Annotated in this window: 18 protein-coding genes; 6 read left to right on the top strand and 12 right to left on the bottom strand. The window is 64.2% G+C overall.

The genetic code is table 11. The annotated features are described in order from the left end of the window. Nucleotides 1-128: 128 nt before the first annotated feature. The 8 genes from QZW52_RS03160 to QZW52_RS03125 all read right to left on the bottom strand — a co-directional run bounded on the left by QZW52_RS03160 (nt 129) and on the right by QZW52_RS03125 (nt 7,545). Complete coding sequence (locus tag QZW52_RS03160; RefSeq protein WP_293995174.1) at nt 129-581, bottom strand: DUF2442 domain-containing protein; 453 nt, start codon at nt 579-581, stop codon at nt 129-131. An 88-nt stretch (nt 582-669) separates the two neighbouring features. Further along, nucleotides 670-816: a hypothetical protein gene (locus QZW52_RS03155; RefSeq protein WP_293995172.1), complete on the bottom strand. Its 147-nt coding sequence runs from the start codon at nt 814-816 to the stop codon at nt 670-672. A 37-nt stretch (nt 817-853) separates the two neighbouring features. After that, nucleotides 854-1,369 carry a hypothetical protein gene (locus QZW52_RS03150; RefSeq protein WP_293995169.1) on the bottom strand — a complete coding sequence of 172 codons (516 nt, stop codon included), beginning with the start codon at nt 1,367-1,369 and terminating at the stop codon, nt 854-856. Between the two features lie 62 nt (nt 1,370-1,431). Next, nucleotides 1,432-2,292 (bottom strand): DUF4747 family protein, encoded by an 861-nt coding sequence (locus QZW52_RS03145; RefSeq protein WP_293995165.1) that lies wholly within the window; start codon nt 2,290-2,292, stop codon nt 1,432-1,434. A 216-nt stretch (nt 2,293-2,508) separates the two neighbouring features. Then, a complete protein-coding gene (locus QZW52_RS03140) occupies nt 2,509-3,441 on the bottom strand; it encodes a restriction endonuclease (RefSeq protein WP_293995163.1) in 933 nt (310 codons plus the stop codon). 519 nt (nt 3,442-3,960) lie between these two features. Then, nucleotides 3,961-6,051 carry a prolyl oligopeptidase family serine peptidase gene (locus QZW52_RS03135; protein ID WP_293995160.1) on the bottom strand — a complete coding sequence of 697 codons (2,091 nt, stop codon included), beginning with the start codon at nt 6,049-6,051 and terminating at the stop codon, nt 3,961-3,963. Further along, on the bottom strand, nt 6,048-6,509 hold the full coding sequence (gene ybeY, locus QZW52_RS03130; protein ID WP_293995156.1) for an rRNA maturation RNase YbeY: 462 nt from the start codon (nt 6,507-6,509) through the stop codon (nt 6,048-6,050). The genes QZW52_RS03135 and ybeY overlap by 4 nt, the downstream gene beginning before the upstream one ends. Nucleotides 6,510-6,546: 37 nt before the next feature. Then, nucleotides 6,547-7,545 (bottom strand): PhoH family protein, encoded by a 999-nt coding sequence (locus tag QZW52_RS03125; RefSeq protein WP_293995153.1) that lies wholly within the window; start codon nt 7,543-7,545, stop codon nt 6,547-6,549. 139 nt (nt 7,546-7,684) lie between these two features. Here QZW52_RS03125 and QZW52_RS03120 point away from each other — a divergent pair, with 139 nt between their 5' ends. From QZW52_RS03120 to ruvB, 6 genes are all read left to right on the top strand, one after another. Beyond that, nucleotides 7,685-9,637 carry a sensor histidine kinase gene (locus QZW52_RS03120; protein ID WP_293995150.1) on the top strand — a complete coding sequence of 651 codons (1,953 nt, stop codon included), beginning with the start codon at nt 7,685-7,687 and terminating at the stop codon, nt 9,635-9,637. Nucleotides 9,638-9,750: 113 nt separating this feature from the next. Further along, on the top strand, nt 9,751-10,422 hold the full coding sequence (locus QZW52_RS03115; RefSeq protein ID WP_293995147.1) for a response regulator: 672 nt from the start codon (nt 9,751-9,753) through the stop codon (nt 10,420-10,422). Nucleotides 10,423-10,465: 43 nt separating this feature from the next. After that, nucleotides 10,466-11,041 carry a Holliday junction branch migration protein RuvA gene (ruvA, locus tag QZW52_RS03110; protein WP_293995144.1) on the top strand — a complete coding sequence of 192 codons (576 nt, stop codon included), beginning with the start codon at nt 10,466-10,468 and terminating at the stop codon, nt 11,039-11,041. Between the two features lie 60 nt (nt 11,042-11,101). Then, nucleotides 11,102-12,325, top strand: a complete 1,224-nt coding sequence (locus tag QZW52_RS03105; RefSeq protein WP_293995141.1) for an AAA family ATPase — start codon at nt 11,102-11,104, stop codon at nt 12,323-12,325. Further along, nucleotides 12,325-12,894, top strand: a complete 570-nt coding sequence (locus tag QZW52_RS03100; protein WP_293995139.1) for a DUF4276 family protein — start codon at nt 12,325-12,327, stop codon at nt 12,892-12,894. Before QZW52_RS03105 ends, QZW52_RS03100 begins: the two co-directional genes overlap by 1 nt. A gap of 4 nt (nt 12,895-12,898) precedes the next feature. After that, nucleotides 12,899-13,975, top strand: coding sequence for a Holliday junction branch migration DNA helicase RuvB (ruvB, locus tag QZW52_RS03095; protein WP_293995136.1), 1,077 nt, complete (start codon nt 12,899-12,901; stop codon nt 13,973-13,975). Nucleotides 13,976-14,033: 58 nt separating this feature from the next. On the opposite strand, the gene QZW52_RS03090 is transcribed toward ruvB, so the two are convergent. Genes QZW52_RS03090 through QZW52_RS03075 form a run of 4 tightly spaced genes read right to left on the bottom strand, consistent with a single transcriptional unit; the run spans nt 14,034 to nt 16,206 of the window. Then, a complete protein-coding gene (locus QZW52_RS03090) occupies nt 14,034-14,474 on the bottom strand; it encodes a hypothetical protein (protein WP_293995134.1) in 441 nt (146 codons plus the stop codon). 33 nt (nt 14,475-14,507) lie between these two features. Continuing rightward, nucleotides 14,508-15,200 (bottom strand): histidine phosphatase family protein, encoded by a 693-nt coding sequence (locus QZW52_RS03085; protein WP_293995131.1) that lies wholly within the window; start codon nt 15,198-15,200, stop codon nt 14,508-14,510. 7 nt (nt 15,201-15,207) lie between these two features. Beyond that, nucleotides 15,208-15,843 (bottom strand): YbhB/YbcL family Raf kinase inhibitor-like protein, encoded by a 636-nt coding sequence (locus QZW52_RS03080; RefSeq protein ID WP_293995128.1) that lies wholly within the window; start codon nt 15,841-15,843, stop codon nt 15,208-15,210. Between the two features lie 39 nt (nt 15,844-15,882). Beyond that, complete coding sequence (locus QZW52_RS03075; protein ID WP_293995125.1) at nt 15,883-16,206, bottom strand: DUF1840 domain-containing protein; 324 nt, start codon at nt 16,204-16,206, stop codon at nt 15,883-15,885. Nucleotides 16,207-16,220: the final 14 nt, after the last annotated feature.

Genomic DNA, 16,220 nt, shown 5'->3' with positions numbered 1-16,220 from the left:
CAGCGGGCATCCGCCGGATGACTGGGAGACATTGCTGGAAGAGGCGCAGGCGGAGTAGATCTACAGTTTGCAGCACTGTTTTCAAGGCTTGAGCGGGCGGGGGACGGCCCTCAGCCGCTGACAGCGCGTCAGATCGCCTCGGCCTTGCGCGGCCGTCCGCCCTTGCGCCCGTTCTCCCGCGACGCCTGCGCCTTGGCCTCGGTGCGCCGGCTGCCGTTGCGCACGGCGATCACCGTCGCCGCCAAGTCCATCAGCGGCTGGCTGGCCGACACCAGCCCCGCGATCGAGACGTGCAGATCCCGCGCCTCCAGGCACAGCGCCGTGCCGCCATAGCCGATCGCCAGCCCCTCCAGTTCGGCCACGCCCAGCGCCGACAGCTCGGGGTAGTTCTTCACCGGCAGCAGCACCGCGCTCTGGTCCGCGAAGCCGATCAACAGGGACTGGTACGCCGGCAGGTACGCCACCGACAGAGCGTGCAAGCCCGGATGGCGCCGCTGGCGACCTCGGGCGGTCGCCTTCGCCAGCACCGAGGCGGTCACGGGTTCGTCGAATCGGTCCTGGGCCTTGATCACTGTCGTCATAGCTCAATCTCCACCGGGCCGGGAGCACCGGCCAGTCGTTCGGCTCATTCTCGGCCGGCGTGACATCCCACAGCCGCACGCTGTTGTGTCAGAAGCTGAACTGGAAGCGTGCATCCCACTTGGCCGTGCCGACATAGACATAGGGCGGGCAGTGCTCGTTGCGCTTCGGTGCGGGGTCGCTGTAGTCGATCTCTCGTCCGGCATCGCGGCCAGTTGGGCTTTTATGCGCCGGCAAGCAGCCGAGACTATTGCATTCAGTAATTTTATTAAAATTACAAATTTGCGGACTTTGATTTTATTGCATGATATGCCGAATACATTTGCGATATTCTATATATATGCATTGTTACAGCCACTATCGACGTCACCGCGTACAAAAATAAAAAAAATCCAAGGCCACAGCCGATAATTACGAACGGAACAAGCCATTCTGGAGGAGCCACCGCCTTCCAACTACTTGCAACTATCGCAAAAGAAAAAGCAAGCGCCTGCACAATAATAAAATGAACAAAGGTAGTGCATAAGCTCACATAAATACTAACCCCCGATTTATCAGCTTCATCCGGCTGTGCTAGCAGAGCTCTGTAATCTTCATCCCCAAAACCAATAAAAACAGCTAGCGCCGCAACAGTAAAACCCAACATGGTAGGTAGCGATGAGATTGGGACTTCCCACCACGCCCCACCCTTTGCCCAAAGCGGAAAAGTCATAGCAAGCAAAACGATCGCTGCATGCAAATATGCAGATCGCAACAAAGCGCAGGCACCCCCGTAGGCGAGCCAGTACACTCCAAATATTTTCTTTACGCCACTGTACATACACACATATTACAATATGAGAGTCCTTAGTGCTACCCAAAAAACGAGGCGATCATCGCGCCAAAAGCAGTCTGCCGATCAGGGTCATACCTCAAATTTTTCATCCAGGGATGACCTTCTGTTGACTCTTTAACCTTGGCCCCATTTTCATCAATACCTTCTCCGACAACTTTTCCATTTTCAGCAGCAACAAGTGCCATAGTGCGCGTTTCTTCATCAGGCGAAAGGGATTCGCCATACTTTGCATGGAAAGTACGCGTTTCTTTTTTTGCATGCATCAAATCAAGTTTTCTTAACAACCGTACTTGATCATCCTCAGAATCATCTGGATTTGGAGGCGACAACGTTATCTCAAGCGTCCTCAGTCTATGAATATTAAATATATTCTCAAGAGTCTCCTGATCCGGAATTATAGTTATGTTAACTTGCGGAAAATTCCCCTCCCTGCAAGCAGAATTAATAATTTCTTCAAATATTTTCTTTGCTCGCTGCGTCGATAATGATGCATTCGATATTTTTGAGGAAAAATACAATCTATGATTTGTTGGGCCAAACACAAAAGGTATGATTTTTAGATGCGGTAACAAATGCGTCGGCAGCTCTATACTACTCGCATCGCTAAGCGACGCAGGCGCCCTCGTGATTAAATTAAACCAAGGCTCATCTCGGCTTATTTTAATGAAATAATATATTTCACCATATATTGGACCATATTCCTGACTATCATCATGATTGGAAATTGGCCCAACCATGGCAGCCCTCAGCGAATCGACTTTAACAAGCACTCGCTGTCTCCGCACAACCTCAAAAAGCTCGATATATCTCTCTGCAGAATGCGGGGTCTGCATCGCAATATTAAGAGCAGAAACTTGAATATTTTTCATTTTTGCCATAAAACCCTACCACTAAATAATAGATGCGAATCAATTAATTGGCACACTTAATTCAAAAAAGCAGATCAATGGGGTTATTTTGAAATCATTTTTACGGGTACCTCAAAATAAATCCAATCATCCCACCCCGCGGAAATAACGTAAATCATCAGGAATTACAATTTCATCCGCAGCCATCTCCTAAAATCTAATATTGCGCCCCATTAAACTACAGGGTCACTCCTCAAAGTAATCCACATCCACCTTCGGCACCTTCAGCACCCGCGCCGTCACCCCCACCTCGTGGTCCACCATCAACCCCGCCAGCCGCACCCCGTCCACCAGCACGATGCCCTCGACGGATTGCGCGAACTGCAGCGCCTGCGCGGTGTAGCCCGACGTGGTGATGAACACGCCTTTCTTGGCCCGCTGCCCCGCCAGTGCGCCGTAGAACGCCTGGATCTCGGGCCGCCCGACCGTGCCCTGCCAACGCTTGGCCTGCACATACACCTTCTCCAGCCCGAGCCGGTCCAGCGAAATGATCCCGTCGATGCCCGCATCGCCCGAGCCGCCGACGCGCTGCAGATCCGCCCGGTTGGCCCCATAGCCCATGCGGTGCAGCAGGTCGAGCACCAGCGTCTCGAAGAACGCCGGCGTCACGGTGGCCAGCGTGTCCAGCAGCTCCGCCACGACCGCGCGGCGGATTTCCTCCAGCGCCAGGCCGAGCCGCTCTTCCGGGCTGGCGACCGGCTGCACGACCGCCTCGCTGTCCCCTGCCTCACCCGCGTCCGCCGCCACGGGCCGCAGCAGCCGCGTGTCGATGTGCGACATCGCCAGCGTCGCGACCTGCTCGGCGCTCAGCGGCCCGGCATGCTCGGCCACGAAGCGCCGCCCGGCCTCGGTCAGTTGCCACCAGCCGCGCCGCGGGCTGTCCGACAACCCGGCGCGCTTGAGCCGGTCATGCGCCCAGCCGGCGCGGTTCTTGTAAATCAGTTGCGCGCCGCTCGACAGCAACTGCTGCCGCGCTAGCGCGTCCAGCCCGAGCGCATCGGCGGCAGCTTCGTGCGCCTCGCGCGCAGGCACCCCCTCGGGCCGGCTGGCGAGCAAGCGCAGCAACGGCTCGATGAAGCGGTCATACGTGGGAATCGTGGGGATCGGGGAAGCGGACATGCACGTCGCGGAGGCGGCGGCCGGCTGTCTTGTTGTTGTCGTTTTGGGAAATCTGAACAGCCCGGCGGGAACCGCCGCAGTCTAGGGAGCGCCCCGCGCGCTGTGCATCCGCAGGCAGCGGATTTTCCAGAATTGGCAAATTCACGCGGAATAGTTCACGGTTGAAGACCCACCTCGCGTCAAGCCATCGCCGCAACCGTGCCCTGCGTCGCGACCTGATCCAGTCAGGCTGCCTCCAACGCCACATGCACCCGCTGCCCCAGCTTCGCCGCAACGTTCACCAGCGCATCGTGCATGAAACACCTGCTCGGCGTGCGCGAAGCTGATACCGTGCTTGATCTCGGATCATCACCCCACCTCCTGCACCTTGCGCAGTCGTCCGCCCGTTCTCCCGCGACGCCTGCGCCTTGTCCTCGGTGCGCCGGCGGCCGTTGCTTGCCGAGGATCTGGCGCACCTCTGGAGGTGCCGGTCATCCATCCCTGGGCCGGGCTTGTAGCGGCCTGATCCGCTCCGGTGGATCAGGCGCCGAGCTGCGCCCAGAGGTAGGCGAACTCCAGTGCCTGCAGATGGGCGCGCTGGGTGTTGTCGGCCGCGCCGCCGTGGCCGCCTTCGATGTTCTCGTGATAAAGCACCGGGTGGCCCAGCGCCTCCAGCTTCGCGACCATCTTGCGGGCATGGCCGGGGTGGACGCGGTCGTCGCGGGTCGAGGTGGTGAACAGCGCCCGCGGGTAGCGCACATCCGCTCGCACGTTCTGGTACGGACTGAACCGCTCGATCCACGCCCATTGTTCCGGTTGGTCGGGATCGCCGTATTCCGCCATCCACGACGCCCCCGCCAGCAGCCGGTGGTAACGCTGCATGTCCAGCAGCGGCACCTGGCAGACGACAGCGCCGAACAGGTCCGGCCGCTGCGTCATCGCCACCCCGACCAGCAGGCCACCGTTGCTGCCGCCCATGATCCCGAGCCGCTCGGGGCGCGTGACCTTCGCGCGCACGAGGTCTTCGGCCACCGCGATGAAGTCGTCGTAGCTGCGCTGCTTGTGTGCGCCGACCGCCGCCTGGTGCCACGCCGGGCCGAACTCGCCGCCTCCGCGGATGTTCGCCACCACCAGCACGCCGCCCCGCTCGTACCACGCCAGCCCGAAGCCGCCCGAGTACCACGGCTGCATCGACACCTCGAAGCCGCCGTAGCCGTAGAGCAGCGTCGGGTTGTCGCCGTCGTCGCGGCAGCCCTTGGGGCGGACGAGGAAGTACGGCACCTGCGTCCCGTCCGCGCTGGTGGCGAAGCGTTGTTCGGCGGTCATGCCATCGCTGTCGAAGTAGCGCGGGCGCTGCTTGAGGACGTCCAGCGCGTCCGTGCCGGCGCGGGCCAGCATCAGCGAATCGGGCGTCAGGAAATCGGCATACGTGACCCAGTAGTGCTCGGCCAGCGGGTCGTCCGGCATGTGCGGGTCGTGCAGCGCGGCGATGCCCAGCGTGCCGGGGCCGGGCAGTTGGACAGCGCGGCGCTGCCACTGGCCGTCCACCAGCCGCAGCTCCTCCACCCGGTTCGCCACCTGGTCCAGCACGTTCAGCAGCACATGGCCGCGGGTCCAGGTGCTGCCGCCCAGCGAGCGGGTCGCGGTCGGGGTGAACAGCGCGGTCCACTGCGGGCGGCCAGCGAGCAGGTCATCGGCTTGGGCGACCAGCAGCGAGCCGGCCGGGTGGGTGACGGCGCCTTGCACGAGGTCGCTGCGCAGCTCCATCACCGCCCAGTGTTCGTGGAAACCAAGGCTGGCATCTGCCGGTTTGTCGAGGTGCTGCAGCGTGCCGTCCTGGCCGACCAGCCACATCTCGGTGGTGTAGAAATCGACCGAGCGGCCGTGGATGACGCGCTCGAAGCCGGGTGTGTCGTCCACGCTCACCCAGGCGGAGACATCGCTGGCCGCGCCTTCGTGGATGGTGACGGCGGCGCCCAGAGGCGTGCCGCGGTGCCAGCGTTTGATGACGCGCGGGTAGCCGGAATCGGTGAGCGCGCCGGGGCCGAAGTCGGTGCCGACCACCAGCGTGTCGGCGTCGAGCCAGCCCGCGCTGCTCTTGGCTTCGGGCAGGGTGAAGCCGCCTTCCGCCTCGCTGAGGAAGCGTTTGTCGATCAGGTCGAACTCGCGCACCACGGTCGCGTCCGCCCCGCCGCGGGACAGCGAGACGAGGCAGCGCCGCCACTCGCCGCCGGGCTGCGCGGGGGCCAGCACGTCGTCGCCATGCCAGACCCAGTTCTCGGCTTCGACCGCGGCGAGCGCGTCCAGGTCGAGCACGGCCTCCCAGTCCGGTTCCGGCTGCCGGTAGCTCGCCAGCGTGGTGCGGCGCCACAGGCCGCGGACGTGCTGCGCGTCCTGCCAGAAGTTGTAGAAGTGCGGGCCGACGCGGCTGACGTAGGGGATGCGCTCCCGGCTGTTCAGCAGCGCCAGCAGCCGGGGCTTGAAGTCGGCGTACTCGGGGCGGGCGCAGAGTTCGGCCTGCGCGCGGTCGTTGTGGGCGCGCACCCAGTCCAGCGCGGCCTCGCCCTGCACGTCTTCGAGCCAGAGATGCGGGTCGGTGGGCACAGCGGTGGCGGTGGAGGTGTCACTCATGGCGTGCTTTCGGCGTAGGGATCGGCGAAACCGAGCGCGGCCATGATCTCGCGTTCGCGCTGCTCCATGCACTCGGCGGCTTCCTCGTCGTCCTCGTGGTCGTAGCCCTGGGCGTGCAGCGTGCCGTGGACGAGCAGGTGGGCGTAGTGGTCGAGCAGCGCCTTGCCATTGGCAGCGGCTTCGGCCTCGACCACCGGCGCGCACAGCACCAGATCCGCCGACACCACCGGCTCGGCGCTGTAGTCGAAGGTGAGCACGTTGGTGGCGTAGTCCTTCTGGCGGAAATCGAGGTTCAGGCGCTGGCCTTCCTCGGCACCGACGATGCGGACGGTGATCTCGCCGGGCAGCTCCAGCGCGGCACGCACAAAGCGCATCACCTTGTGGCGCGGCAGCACGGCGCGGTGCCGCGGATCGGCGAATTGCAGGGACAGGCTCAGTTCAGGACGGGCAGCGGGCATGGCGGGTCGGCTCCGGTGGAGGACTTCGGTGTGCGGTTCAGTGGTCGGACGGATCGACGGCAGGACGGGCGGCGTCATAGGCTTCGACGATGCGCGCCACCAGCGGGTGGCGCACCACGTCGGCCGAGGTGAAGCGGGTCATCGCGATGCCGCGCACACCCCGCAGGATGCGCGCCGCGTCGGTCAGCCCGCTGACCTGCCCCTTCGGCAGATCGACCTGCGTGGTGTCGCCCGTGACGACGCAGCGCGAGCCGAAGCCGATGCGGGTGAGGAACATCTTCATCTGCTCGGGCGTGGTGTTCTGCGCCTCGTCGAGGATGACGAAGGCGTGGTTGAGCGTGCGCCCGCGCATGAAGGCCAGCGGGGCGACCTCGATCTGGCCCTTCTCGAACGCCTTGCCGACGCGGTCCATGCCCATCAGGTCGTAGAGCGCGTCGTAGAGCGGACGCAGATACGGATCGACCTTCTGCGCCAGATCGCCGGGCAGGAAACCGAGCCGCTCGCCCGCCTCGACCGCCGGGCGGGTCAGGATGATGCGCTGCACCGAGCCACGCTCCAGCGCATCGACCGCGCAGGCGACCGCGAGAAAGGTCTTGCCGGTGCCGGCGGGGCCGAGTCCGAAGGTGATGTCGTGGCCGAGGATGTTGTGCAGGTAGGTGGTCTGGTTGCGCGTGCGGCCGGCCAGCTCGCTGCGGCGGGTGCGCAGGACGATCTCGGGTTCGGCGCCCGCATCGGCGACCGGCTCGCCCGCGTGGACCACCCGCAGCGCGGGCGTGTCCTGCTGCATCGCCTGCACCAGCGCGAGCTGCAAATCGGCCGGATCGATCGCCTCGGTGGCGCGGTCGTAGAGCTGCTGCAGCAAGGCCACCGCCCGCTCGGCGGCACGGCGGGCGCCCTCGACCCGGAACGATTCGTTGCGCCGGCGGATACTCACGTCGAAGGCAGCTTCGATCGTGCGGAGGTGTTCGTCGAGCGCGCCGCAGACATGCGCGAGCCGGCGGTTGTCCTGGGGGATGAAAGCGTGGCGCAGGATCACGGGTGGAATGTGAACTATGAGGCAGGGGCCGGGAGCGTGATTGTCGCCGCGCCGCCGGTACGCCCGTGGTCCGGCAGAATCAAAAGCTTCGCCTTGCCCGCCTGTCTTTCGCTCCCCCTCTTCCGGATTTCACACCCCAGTGGTCACGCCTCCCGCGCCTGCGACAACCGTACTTTCGCCCGGCTGGCTGACCCAGCTCCGCACCCTCGGCTCCGGTCGCGGCCGTCCGCTGCTGATCGCGCTGCACCCGGCGCGCTGGGGGCTGATGGTGGTGGCGCTGATCCTGATCGGGCTGTGGATGGTGGAGATCGGCGGTCGCGCCAGTCCCGAGGGCATCACGACGATCCGCAACGCGGTGGTGGTGCGCGCCCCGACCCGCGAGGTGCCCATCACCGGCGCAGCGCGGCTGATCACGCTGCCCGATGTCTGGGACCACTCGCCCAAGTTCACGGCGCCGCTGTGGTACCAGTTGCGCTTCGACCTGCCAGCCAATCCGAATCCGGCCACGCTGCAGGGCCTGTACTTCGAGCGCCTGTGCGCCGCCTACGAAATACGCATCAACGGTTTTCGGCTGGCCGCGCGCGGCAATGTCTCGGCGCCGCAGCCTTACAACTGCCTCGACCCGGTGCTGATCACGCTGCCACCCGCACTGCTCAAACCGGCCGACAACCAGCTCGACATCCAGATCACGGCACAGGTGAGTTCCCAGGTGGCGGTGCGCGAACACGCCGGCCACCTCTCGCCGGTGCGCGTCGGGCGCATGGACGTGCTCGAAGAGGAGCTGCGCCGCGCCCGCACCTTCAACGTCAGCGCCACGCAGGCGCTGGCGCTGCTGGCCGGTCTGATCGGTGCGGCCTCTCTGGCCCTGGCGACGCTGACCCGGCTGGCCTACCTCGGCTATTTCGGCGCGGCCAGCGTGGGCTGGGCGCTGCTGTGTGCGCTGCTGACGGGTGCGCGGCTGCCCATGTCGGTGGTGGCACATGAATGGTTGATCGGCGCGCTGATGCCGCCGGTGGCCGTGGCGAGCATCCTTTCGCTGATGCGCTACAGCGGCATCAAGGTGCGCTGGCTGGAGCTGTCGATCGCGCTGCAGAGCGTCGTCGTGCCGCTGAGTCTGGTGATCGCCGCGCCCGACCGCATCAGCATGATCACCCACCCCTGGACGGTGATCCTGTCGCTGGAGGTCGCGGTGGCCACGGTGGCCTTTCTGCACCGCGCCTGGAACTACTCGCCGGCCGATTTCTGGGTGGTCTGTGCGGCGGTGGGCACGGGGCTGTTCGTGCTGGTCTTCGAGGAGCTGTTCGTGCCGGTGACGCTGCTGCTGCCGGGCAACCATGCGCTGAGCGTCGCTGCGGTGGTGATGTTCAGCGGCATGGTGCTGCGCCTGTACCAGCAGCTCCGCGGCGAGGTGGTGGCGGCCGAGCAGGGCCGGGCACAGGCCGAGCGCCGCGTGCAGGAAATCTCCGCCGACATCGAGAAGAACTACAGCCACATGGCCGAACTGCGTGTCGAGCAGGTGACGGCCAAGGAGCGCAAGCGCATCGCCGCCGACCTGCACGACGACCTTGGCGCCAAGCTGCTCACCATCGTCCACACCAGCGACAACGAGCGCATCGCCACCCTTGGCCGCGAAGCGCTCGAAGAGATGCGGCTGTCGGTGCGCGGCCTGGGCGGACGGGCGATGCAGCTCGGAGACGCCATCGGCGACTGGCGCAGCGAAGTGATGATGCGGATGTCGCAAGGCGGGGTCGAGCTGAACTGGAACACGCCCGACGACCTGCTGATGAGCGAGCGGGCGATGAGCGCGCGGGCCTATGTGCAGACGACCCGCATCCTGCGCGAGGCGGTGAGCAACATCCTCAAGCACAGCGGTGCGACCCATTCCGAGATCTCGATCCGGCAGGACATCAACGATTTCGAGCTGACGATTTCGGACAACGGCAAGGGCATCCCGATGGAGCTGGACGGCAAGCTCGACCGCGGCCACGGCATGTCCACGATGAAGGGCCGTGCCAAGCAGTTGCAGGGCCAGTGCCTGGTCGAGTCCGGCCCCGGCTATGGCACGACGATTCGCCTGACCTTGCCGCTATGAGCCTAACGCCCTTCGATCTTTCACGAAATTCGTTCAATTTCGTCCCCACGCTCATGTTCGCCATCCAGCGACCGATAGAGTCGTCACACTGCCATCCCGCCTGAGGAACGCTTATGAAAACCATTCTGCTGCTCGAAGACCTGCCCGAAATCCGCGCCTGGCTGCGTGCCCTGGTGATGCAGGTCTTCCCCGGCTCGACCGTGGTCGAATCCGCCCGCGTCCACGACGCGCTGCAACAGGTCACGGCCCACCGCTTCGATCTGGCGATGATCGACCTCGGCCTGCCCGACGGCTCGGGCGTCAAGGTGGTGCAGGCGCTGCGCGAGTCGCAGCCGGACGCGCAGTCGGTGGTCGTCACCATCCACGACGACGACGACCACCTCTTCCCCGCGCTGCAGGCCGGCGCGTATGGGTACCTGCTGAAAGAGCAGCCCCGCGAGCAGTTGATGGAACACCTGCAGCGCATCAGCCAGGGCGAGCCGCCGCTGTCGCCGTCGATCGCGCGGCGCATGATTTCCTACTTCTCCGCCCAGGCGAACAAGCCGATTGCGCAGCCCTACCCGACCACCGACACGCTCATGCCCAACGTGCAGTTGACCGAGCGCGAGCGCGAGGTGCTGCTGCGGGTGGCCAAGGGCTTCACGCTGCCGGAAATCGGCGTGCAGCTCGGCCTGTCACGCCACACGATCGCCGACTACGTCAAGCAGATCTACCGCAAGCTGAACGTGAGTTCGCGCGCTGAAGCCGCCCTTGAAGCGCAGCGCCTCGGTCTGTTCCGCCGCTGATGGTCTGCCTGCCGGTGAACCGTCCCGCGCATAATCGCGCCCCATGATCGGACGACTCACCGGCACACTGGCGGAAAAATCCCCGCCCCAGATCCTCATCGATGTGAACGGCGTCGGCTACGAAGTCGATGTCCCGATGAGCACGTTCTACAACCTCCCGCACCTCGGCGAGCGCGTCTCGCTGCACACGCATTTCGTCGTGCGGGAAGACGCACAACTGCTCTACGGCTTCCTCACGCCCGCGGAGCGCGAGACCTTCCGCCAGCTCATCCGCATCACCGGCGTCGGCCCGCGCATCGCCTTGGCCGTCCTGTCCGGCATGAGCGCGGGCGAGCTGGCGCAGGCCGTCAGCACGCAGCAGGTCGGCCGCCTCGTCAAGGTACCCGGCATCGGCAAGAAGACCGCCGAGCGGCTGCTGCTCGAACTCAAGGGCAAGCTCGGGCCGGATCTGGCGCTACCAGGCACGGTGGTGCAGACCGACGCGCAGTCCGACATCGTGCAGGCGCTGATCGCGCTGGGCTACAACGAGAAGGAAGCGGCGGCGGCGATCAAGCTGCTGCCGGCGGACATCGGGGTGAGCGACGGGATCAAGGCGGCGCTGAAGTCACTTGCACGCTGACGCCCTGGCGTTGGGATAAGCTCCCTGCAGGCACCGGGACGCAGCAAGGGACAGATCACCATGGCAATTCTTGAAGGCATTCAGATCCAGAACTACCGGGCCTTGAAGGACGTGGTGCTGGGCCGCACCATTTTTGAAGCCAAGGCAGAAACATTGCCCCGATTGATGGCGGTCATCGGTGCCAACGGAGTCGGAAAATCCAGCCTGCTGGATGCGTTGGGATTTCTCGGGGACTGTCTGGGCGAAGGCGTGGAAGCGGCCTGTGACAAGCCCCATCGTGGTGGATTCGAGCGGCTGCGCACCCAGGGCAGCACGGAGCCGATCTGTTTCGAGATTCGTTATCGAGAAAACAGCAACAGTCGCCCGATCAATTACACCCTGCACATCGACTGTGACACGCAAGGCCGCCCAGTCGTGACCAGAGAACGCCTGCGCCAGCGTCGGCAGGGTCAAACGGACGGCCAGCCTTATTCCTTTGTCGATCTCACCGACGGAAAAGGCTTTGCGTGGTCAGGTGATGCGACCAAGGAGCAAGAAGGAAAAGACAAGATTTCCATCAAGATGAGCGACCGCCAAGTGCTCGCCATCTCGACGCTGGGCACGCTGTCCGACCACCCGAGAATCGCCAAATTCAGGAAATTTCTCAGCGGCTGGTACCTTTCCTATTTTGTTCCGGAACTGGCCCGCAGCCAGCCCATGAGCGGCGCGGACCCGCACCTGGATCGTCGCGGCGAGAACTTGGCGAAATACCTTCGATTTATTCAGAGGGAACGCCCTATCACATTCAAGGACATGCTGACGCGGGTATCCAGGAAGATTCCAGGCATTCAATCCATAAAATCTGTTCCAGCACCCGATCGAAGGCTCTTGCTAGAGTTTCACGCAGAAGGTTATGCCGAACCCTTCTTTCAGCAGGACATGTCCGACGGCAGCCTGAAACTGCTGGCCTATCTGCTGCTGATGGAAGACCCGGTACCGGCACCGCTGATCGGCATCGAAGAGCCGGAAAACGGTCTGCACCACCAACTGCTGGGTCTGCTGGCCAGCGAATTCAAGACGTTTGCCAGCCAGCCAAAAGGGCCTCAAATACTGATCACCACCCATGCCCCCAGCTTGGTCGATGCACTGAGTCCCGATGAAGTCTGGATTCTCACCAAGGGGCATGACGGTTTCTCCAACATGAAACGGGCCAAGGATGTGCCGTCGGTGCAAGCCATGTTCGACGAAGGCATTCCGCTGGGCAGCCTCTGGTTCAGCAACCATTTTGGTCTCGACCCACAGTGATGCGCCCCTTCATCCATGCCCTGCTGGAAGGCGCGGCCGACGTGCCGGTGATGCGGGAAATCCTCACCCGGCGCTTTGGTCTGACCGAAACCCTGCATTTCGATTTGCACCCACACAACGGCAAGGGGAAATTGCCTGAAAATCTCCATCAACGCCCGAGTGAGCGCGATCGGACGTTGCTGCACCAGTTGCCCGCCAAGCTGCGGGCTTATGCCGATCTGGGGCAAGAAGTCCTGATCCTGGTGGTCGTCGATGCAGACGACACACCGGAGGCTGTCCTGCTGAACGAACTCGATGCCATGTTGTCAGCACTTCAGCGCCGACCGCCGCGTGTCCTGTTCCGACTCGCCATCGAAGAGACCGAGAGCTGGTTTCTCGCCGATCCCGATGCCATTGCAGCCGCCTACCCTGCCGCGAAGATCCAGCGCATCCAGAAAATAGATCCCGACGCGGTGGTCGGTGCCTGGGCAGAACGCATTGCGCCCCACATGAATTTCACGCACCCGCGTTCACCAAGCCTCAGAAAACTGCTGGACAGTCTGGTGGCTGAACACGTCGAGGAAGCATAAGCCCATGGCCATCCAGACCGACGACTTCGCCCCCGCCCCCTCCAAGCGCATCGTCAGCGCCGCCCCCAGCACACCCCAGGAAGAGGCGATCGAGCGCGCCCTGCGCCCGAAACTGCTCGACGAATACGTCGGCCAGGCCAAGGCCCGCGAGCAGCTCGAAATCTTCATCAGCGCCGCCAAGAAACGCTCGGAGGCGCTCGACCATGTGCTGCTGTTCGGCCCGCCCGGTCTCGGCAAGACCACGCTGTCGCACATCATCGCGGCCGAACTCGGCGTGAACCTGCGCCAGACGAGCGGGCCGGTGCTGGAAAAACCCAAGGATCTGGCGGCGCTGCTGACCAACCTGGAGAAGAACGACGTGCTCTTCATCGACGAGATCCACCGGCTCAGCCCGGTCGTCGAGGAGATCCTGTACCCGGCGCTGGAGGACTACCAGATCGACATCATGATCGGCGAAGGCCCGGCGGCGCGCTCGATCAAGTTGGACCTGCAACCCTTCACGCTTGTCGGCGCCACGACCCGCGCCGGCATGCTGACCAACCCGCTGCGCGACCGATTTGGCATCGTGGCGCGGCTGGAGTTCTACACGCCCGAGGAACTCTGCCGCATCGTCACGCGCTCGGCCGGGCTGATGGGGGCACCGATCGATGCGGAAGGCGCGATGGAACTGGCCCGCCGCTCCCGCGGCACGCCCCGCATCGCCAACCGCCTGCTGCGCCGCGTGCGCGACTACGCCGAGGTCAAGGGCGACGGGCGCATCGTCAAGCTGATCGCCGACAAGGCGCTGACGATGCTCGACATCGATCCGAAGGGTTTCGACGTGATGGACCGCAAGGTGCTGGAGGCCATCGTGCATCGGTTTGACGGCGGGCCGGTCGGGCTGGACAACGTGGCGGCGGCGATCGGCGAGGATTCGGGGACGATCGAGGACGTGATCGAGCCCTACCTGATCCAGCAGGGGTATCTGCAGCGCACGCCGCGCGGGCGGATCGCGACGCTGGCGGCGTATCGGCACCTGGGGGTGACGCCGCCAGCGAAGGCGGGGGCGCTGGGGGCGGCGGGTGATTTGTTCGGCGAGTAGCGATTCCAGAAGGACGGAGCCGGGCCGGGCCGGGCCGGGCCGGGCCGGGCCGGGCCGATCACGAAGCCGTGATCGAGTGGTACTTGGCCATCAGATCCTCGAAGAAGGACATGCCTTCGAGTTCACGGTTGTCTTCGTAGGCCAAGCAAATCAGCATGCGCACAAGAATCATTTTTTTGTCGCCTGTGGGCCTCGGGCCGCCATGGGTATCGACCCACTCCCACAGATGGTCCCGAATGCCTTCAAGATCAACAGCACCAGCGCCCATCCAATACATCTGAAGCTGCGGGAGCACGTCCTGGGTAATTTCCAGAGCAGCCCAATCCAGTGCCTTGATCTGTCTCAGCATGTATTCGGCATATTGACTATTTTCACGCACGAGACACTCTGATGGTTTTTCAAGCTTGGATTCCAGTAATTCGTCTTCCGTCATCTTGAAATCTTCAGAGAACTCGACGGTGTTCTTTTCATCCAGAAAACCGATCCTGCGTGGAGGCATCTTCTCGATATCCTGTACAGATCAGCGATCAGGTCACGATAACCCGTGCGCCGCCACCCCGCCACGGCTCCCGAGTCCGCCATCGCTGCTTTCTTCGAGCGCCACGCCCTCCAGATGCTGCGTATCCCCCCACCCCACCATCGTCAGCCGCTCCCCGGTGAACAACAGCCGGTTGATGCTCGCATTGCCGAGTTGCCAGGTGCGCGGCGCCTCGATCGGCATGCCGCAGGCGGCGCGGTAGAGGCAGTCGAGCACGCCGCCATGCGCCACCATCACCACGGTCTGCCCCGGATGCGCCGCAGCCAGCCGGTGCGCGGTGTCGATCGAGCGGGCATAGAACGTCCGCAGCGACTCGGCGCCCTCCGGCTCGAAATCCGGTTCGCGGGACTTCCAGCGTTGGACCAGCGCCGGGTGGATCGCCTCGACCTCGGCGACGGTGCGGCCCTGGAACAGCCCGAAGTGCCGCTCGCGCAGGCCGGCATCGTGGACCACCGGCAAACCGATGCGCCGCGAAATGGCGTCCGCCGTCGCCGCGGCCCGCACCAGATCGGACGAGTACAGCACCGCGATGTCTTCCTCCGCCAGCGCCTCGGCGGCCCGCTCGGCCTGCCAGTGACCCGTGTCGTTCAGGGGAATGTCGAGCTGGCCCTGGATGCGGGCATCGACGTTCCACGCCGTCTCGCCGTGGCGGACGGCGAGGAGGCGGGTGCTGCGGTCGTGGCCCATCACCGGCTCAGCCCCAGGTGTGCAGGCGGCGGTTCAGCGTGTAGGTGCCCGTCAGGCTGGTCTGGCCGAGCACATGGCCGTCGATCGCCGCCCGCACCTGCGCCCCCGTGAACGACCCCTCGACCGGGCAGCGGTCCAGGTCGGTGGCGTACAGCGTGAACACGTAGTGGTGAACCAGGCTGTCGTTGAACGGCGGGAACGGGCCGTCGTAGCCGAAGTAATCACCGGCCAGCTCAGGATTGCCGGCGAACCAGCCGGTGTAGTCGTTCAGGCCGTGGCGGGCGCCGTTGCGCGTGGCCGGGCCGGGCTTGCCGCGTGCGGTGAACCCTTGGCTGAACTCGCTTTCGTGCATGCGGTTCACCGTCGGCGGCAGATCGACCATCACCCAGTGGAAAAAATCCACCCGCGGCAGGTCCGCCGGCACCTCGCGGTCGGTCTGGTTCACGTCATCCCCCCGGCTGGGCGCGTCCGGGTCGTGGCAGATCAGCACCAGCGAGCGCGTGCCGGCCGGCAGGTCACGCCACCCAAGGTGCGGGCTGAGGTTGCTGGCGAACGTGACGATGTTGTTGCCATCCGATCGGCCGGCGGCAAAGCAGGGCGGGATGGGCGCGCCGTCTACAAAGGTTTCGCTGAACAGTTGCATGTCGGGTCTCCTTGCGGTGCAGGGGCTGAGGCAGCGGTTTCAAACGCCCCAGACGATGTCGTGGTCGGCGGCATGGGCACGCCGCAGCATCTCGATCAACGGCCACGCTCGCTGGCGCAGACTGACCTCTTTGGGTGGCGGCAGCGTGCGGCCTTCGGTGGCGGCTTCGGCCTCGGCGTCGCGGCGGGCGCGGTCTTCCTCGGCGATGGCGTGCTCCAGCGCGGCGATCGCGGCGGGCATCTGCACAGGCAGGAAGATGCCTTGCGCGGCGGGTTCGCGGCCCACCAGCTTCATCACGCGGTCACCGACAGGGGCGGTCATGATCAGGTCGCCAGCGGCCTTGGACTTGAACTTGTAGAGCATGGGCATTCCTCGGG

Origin of the sequence: Sphaerotilus sp., assembly GCF_013299175.1 — a bacterium.
Classification (GTDB): domain Bacteria; phylum Pseudomonadota; class Gammaproteobacteria; order Burkholderiales; family Burkholderiaceae_C; genus Sphaerotilus.
This window is presented reverse-complemented; position numbering and strand designations above follow the sequence as displayed.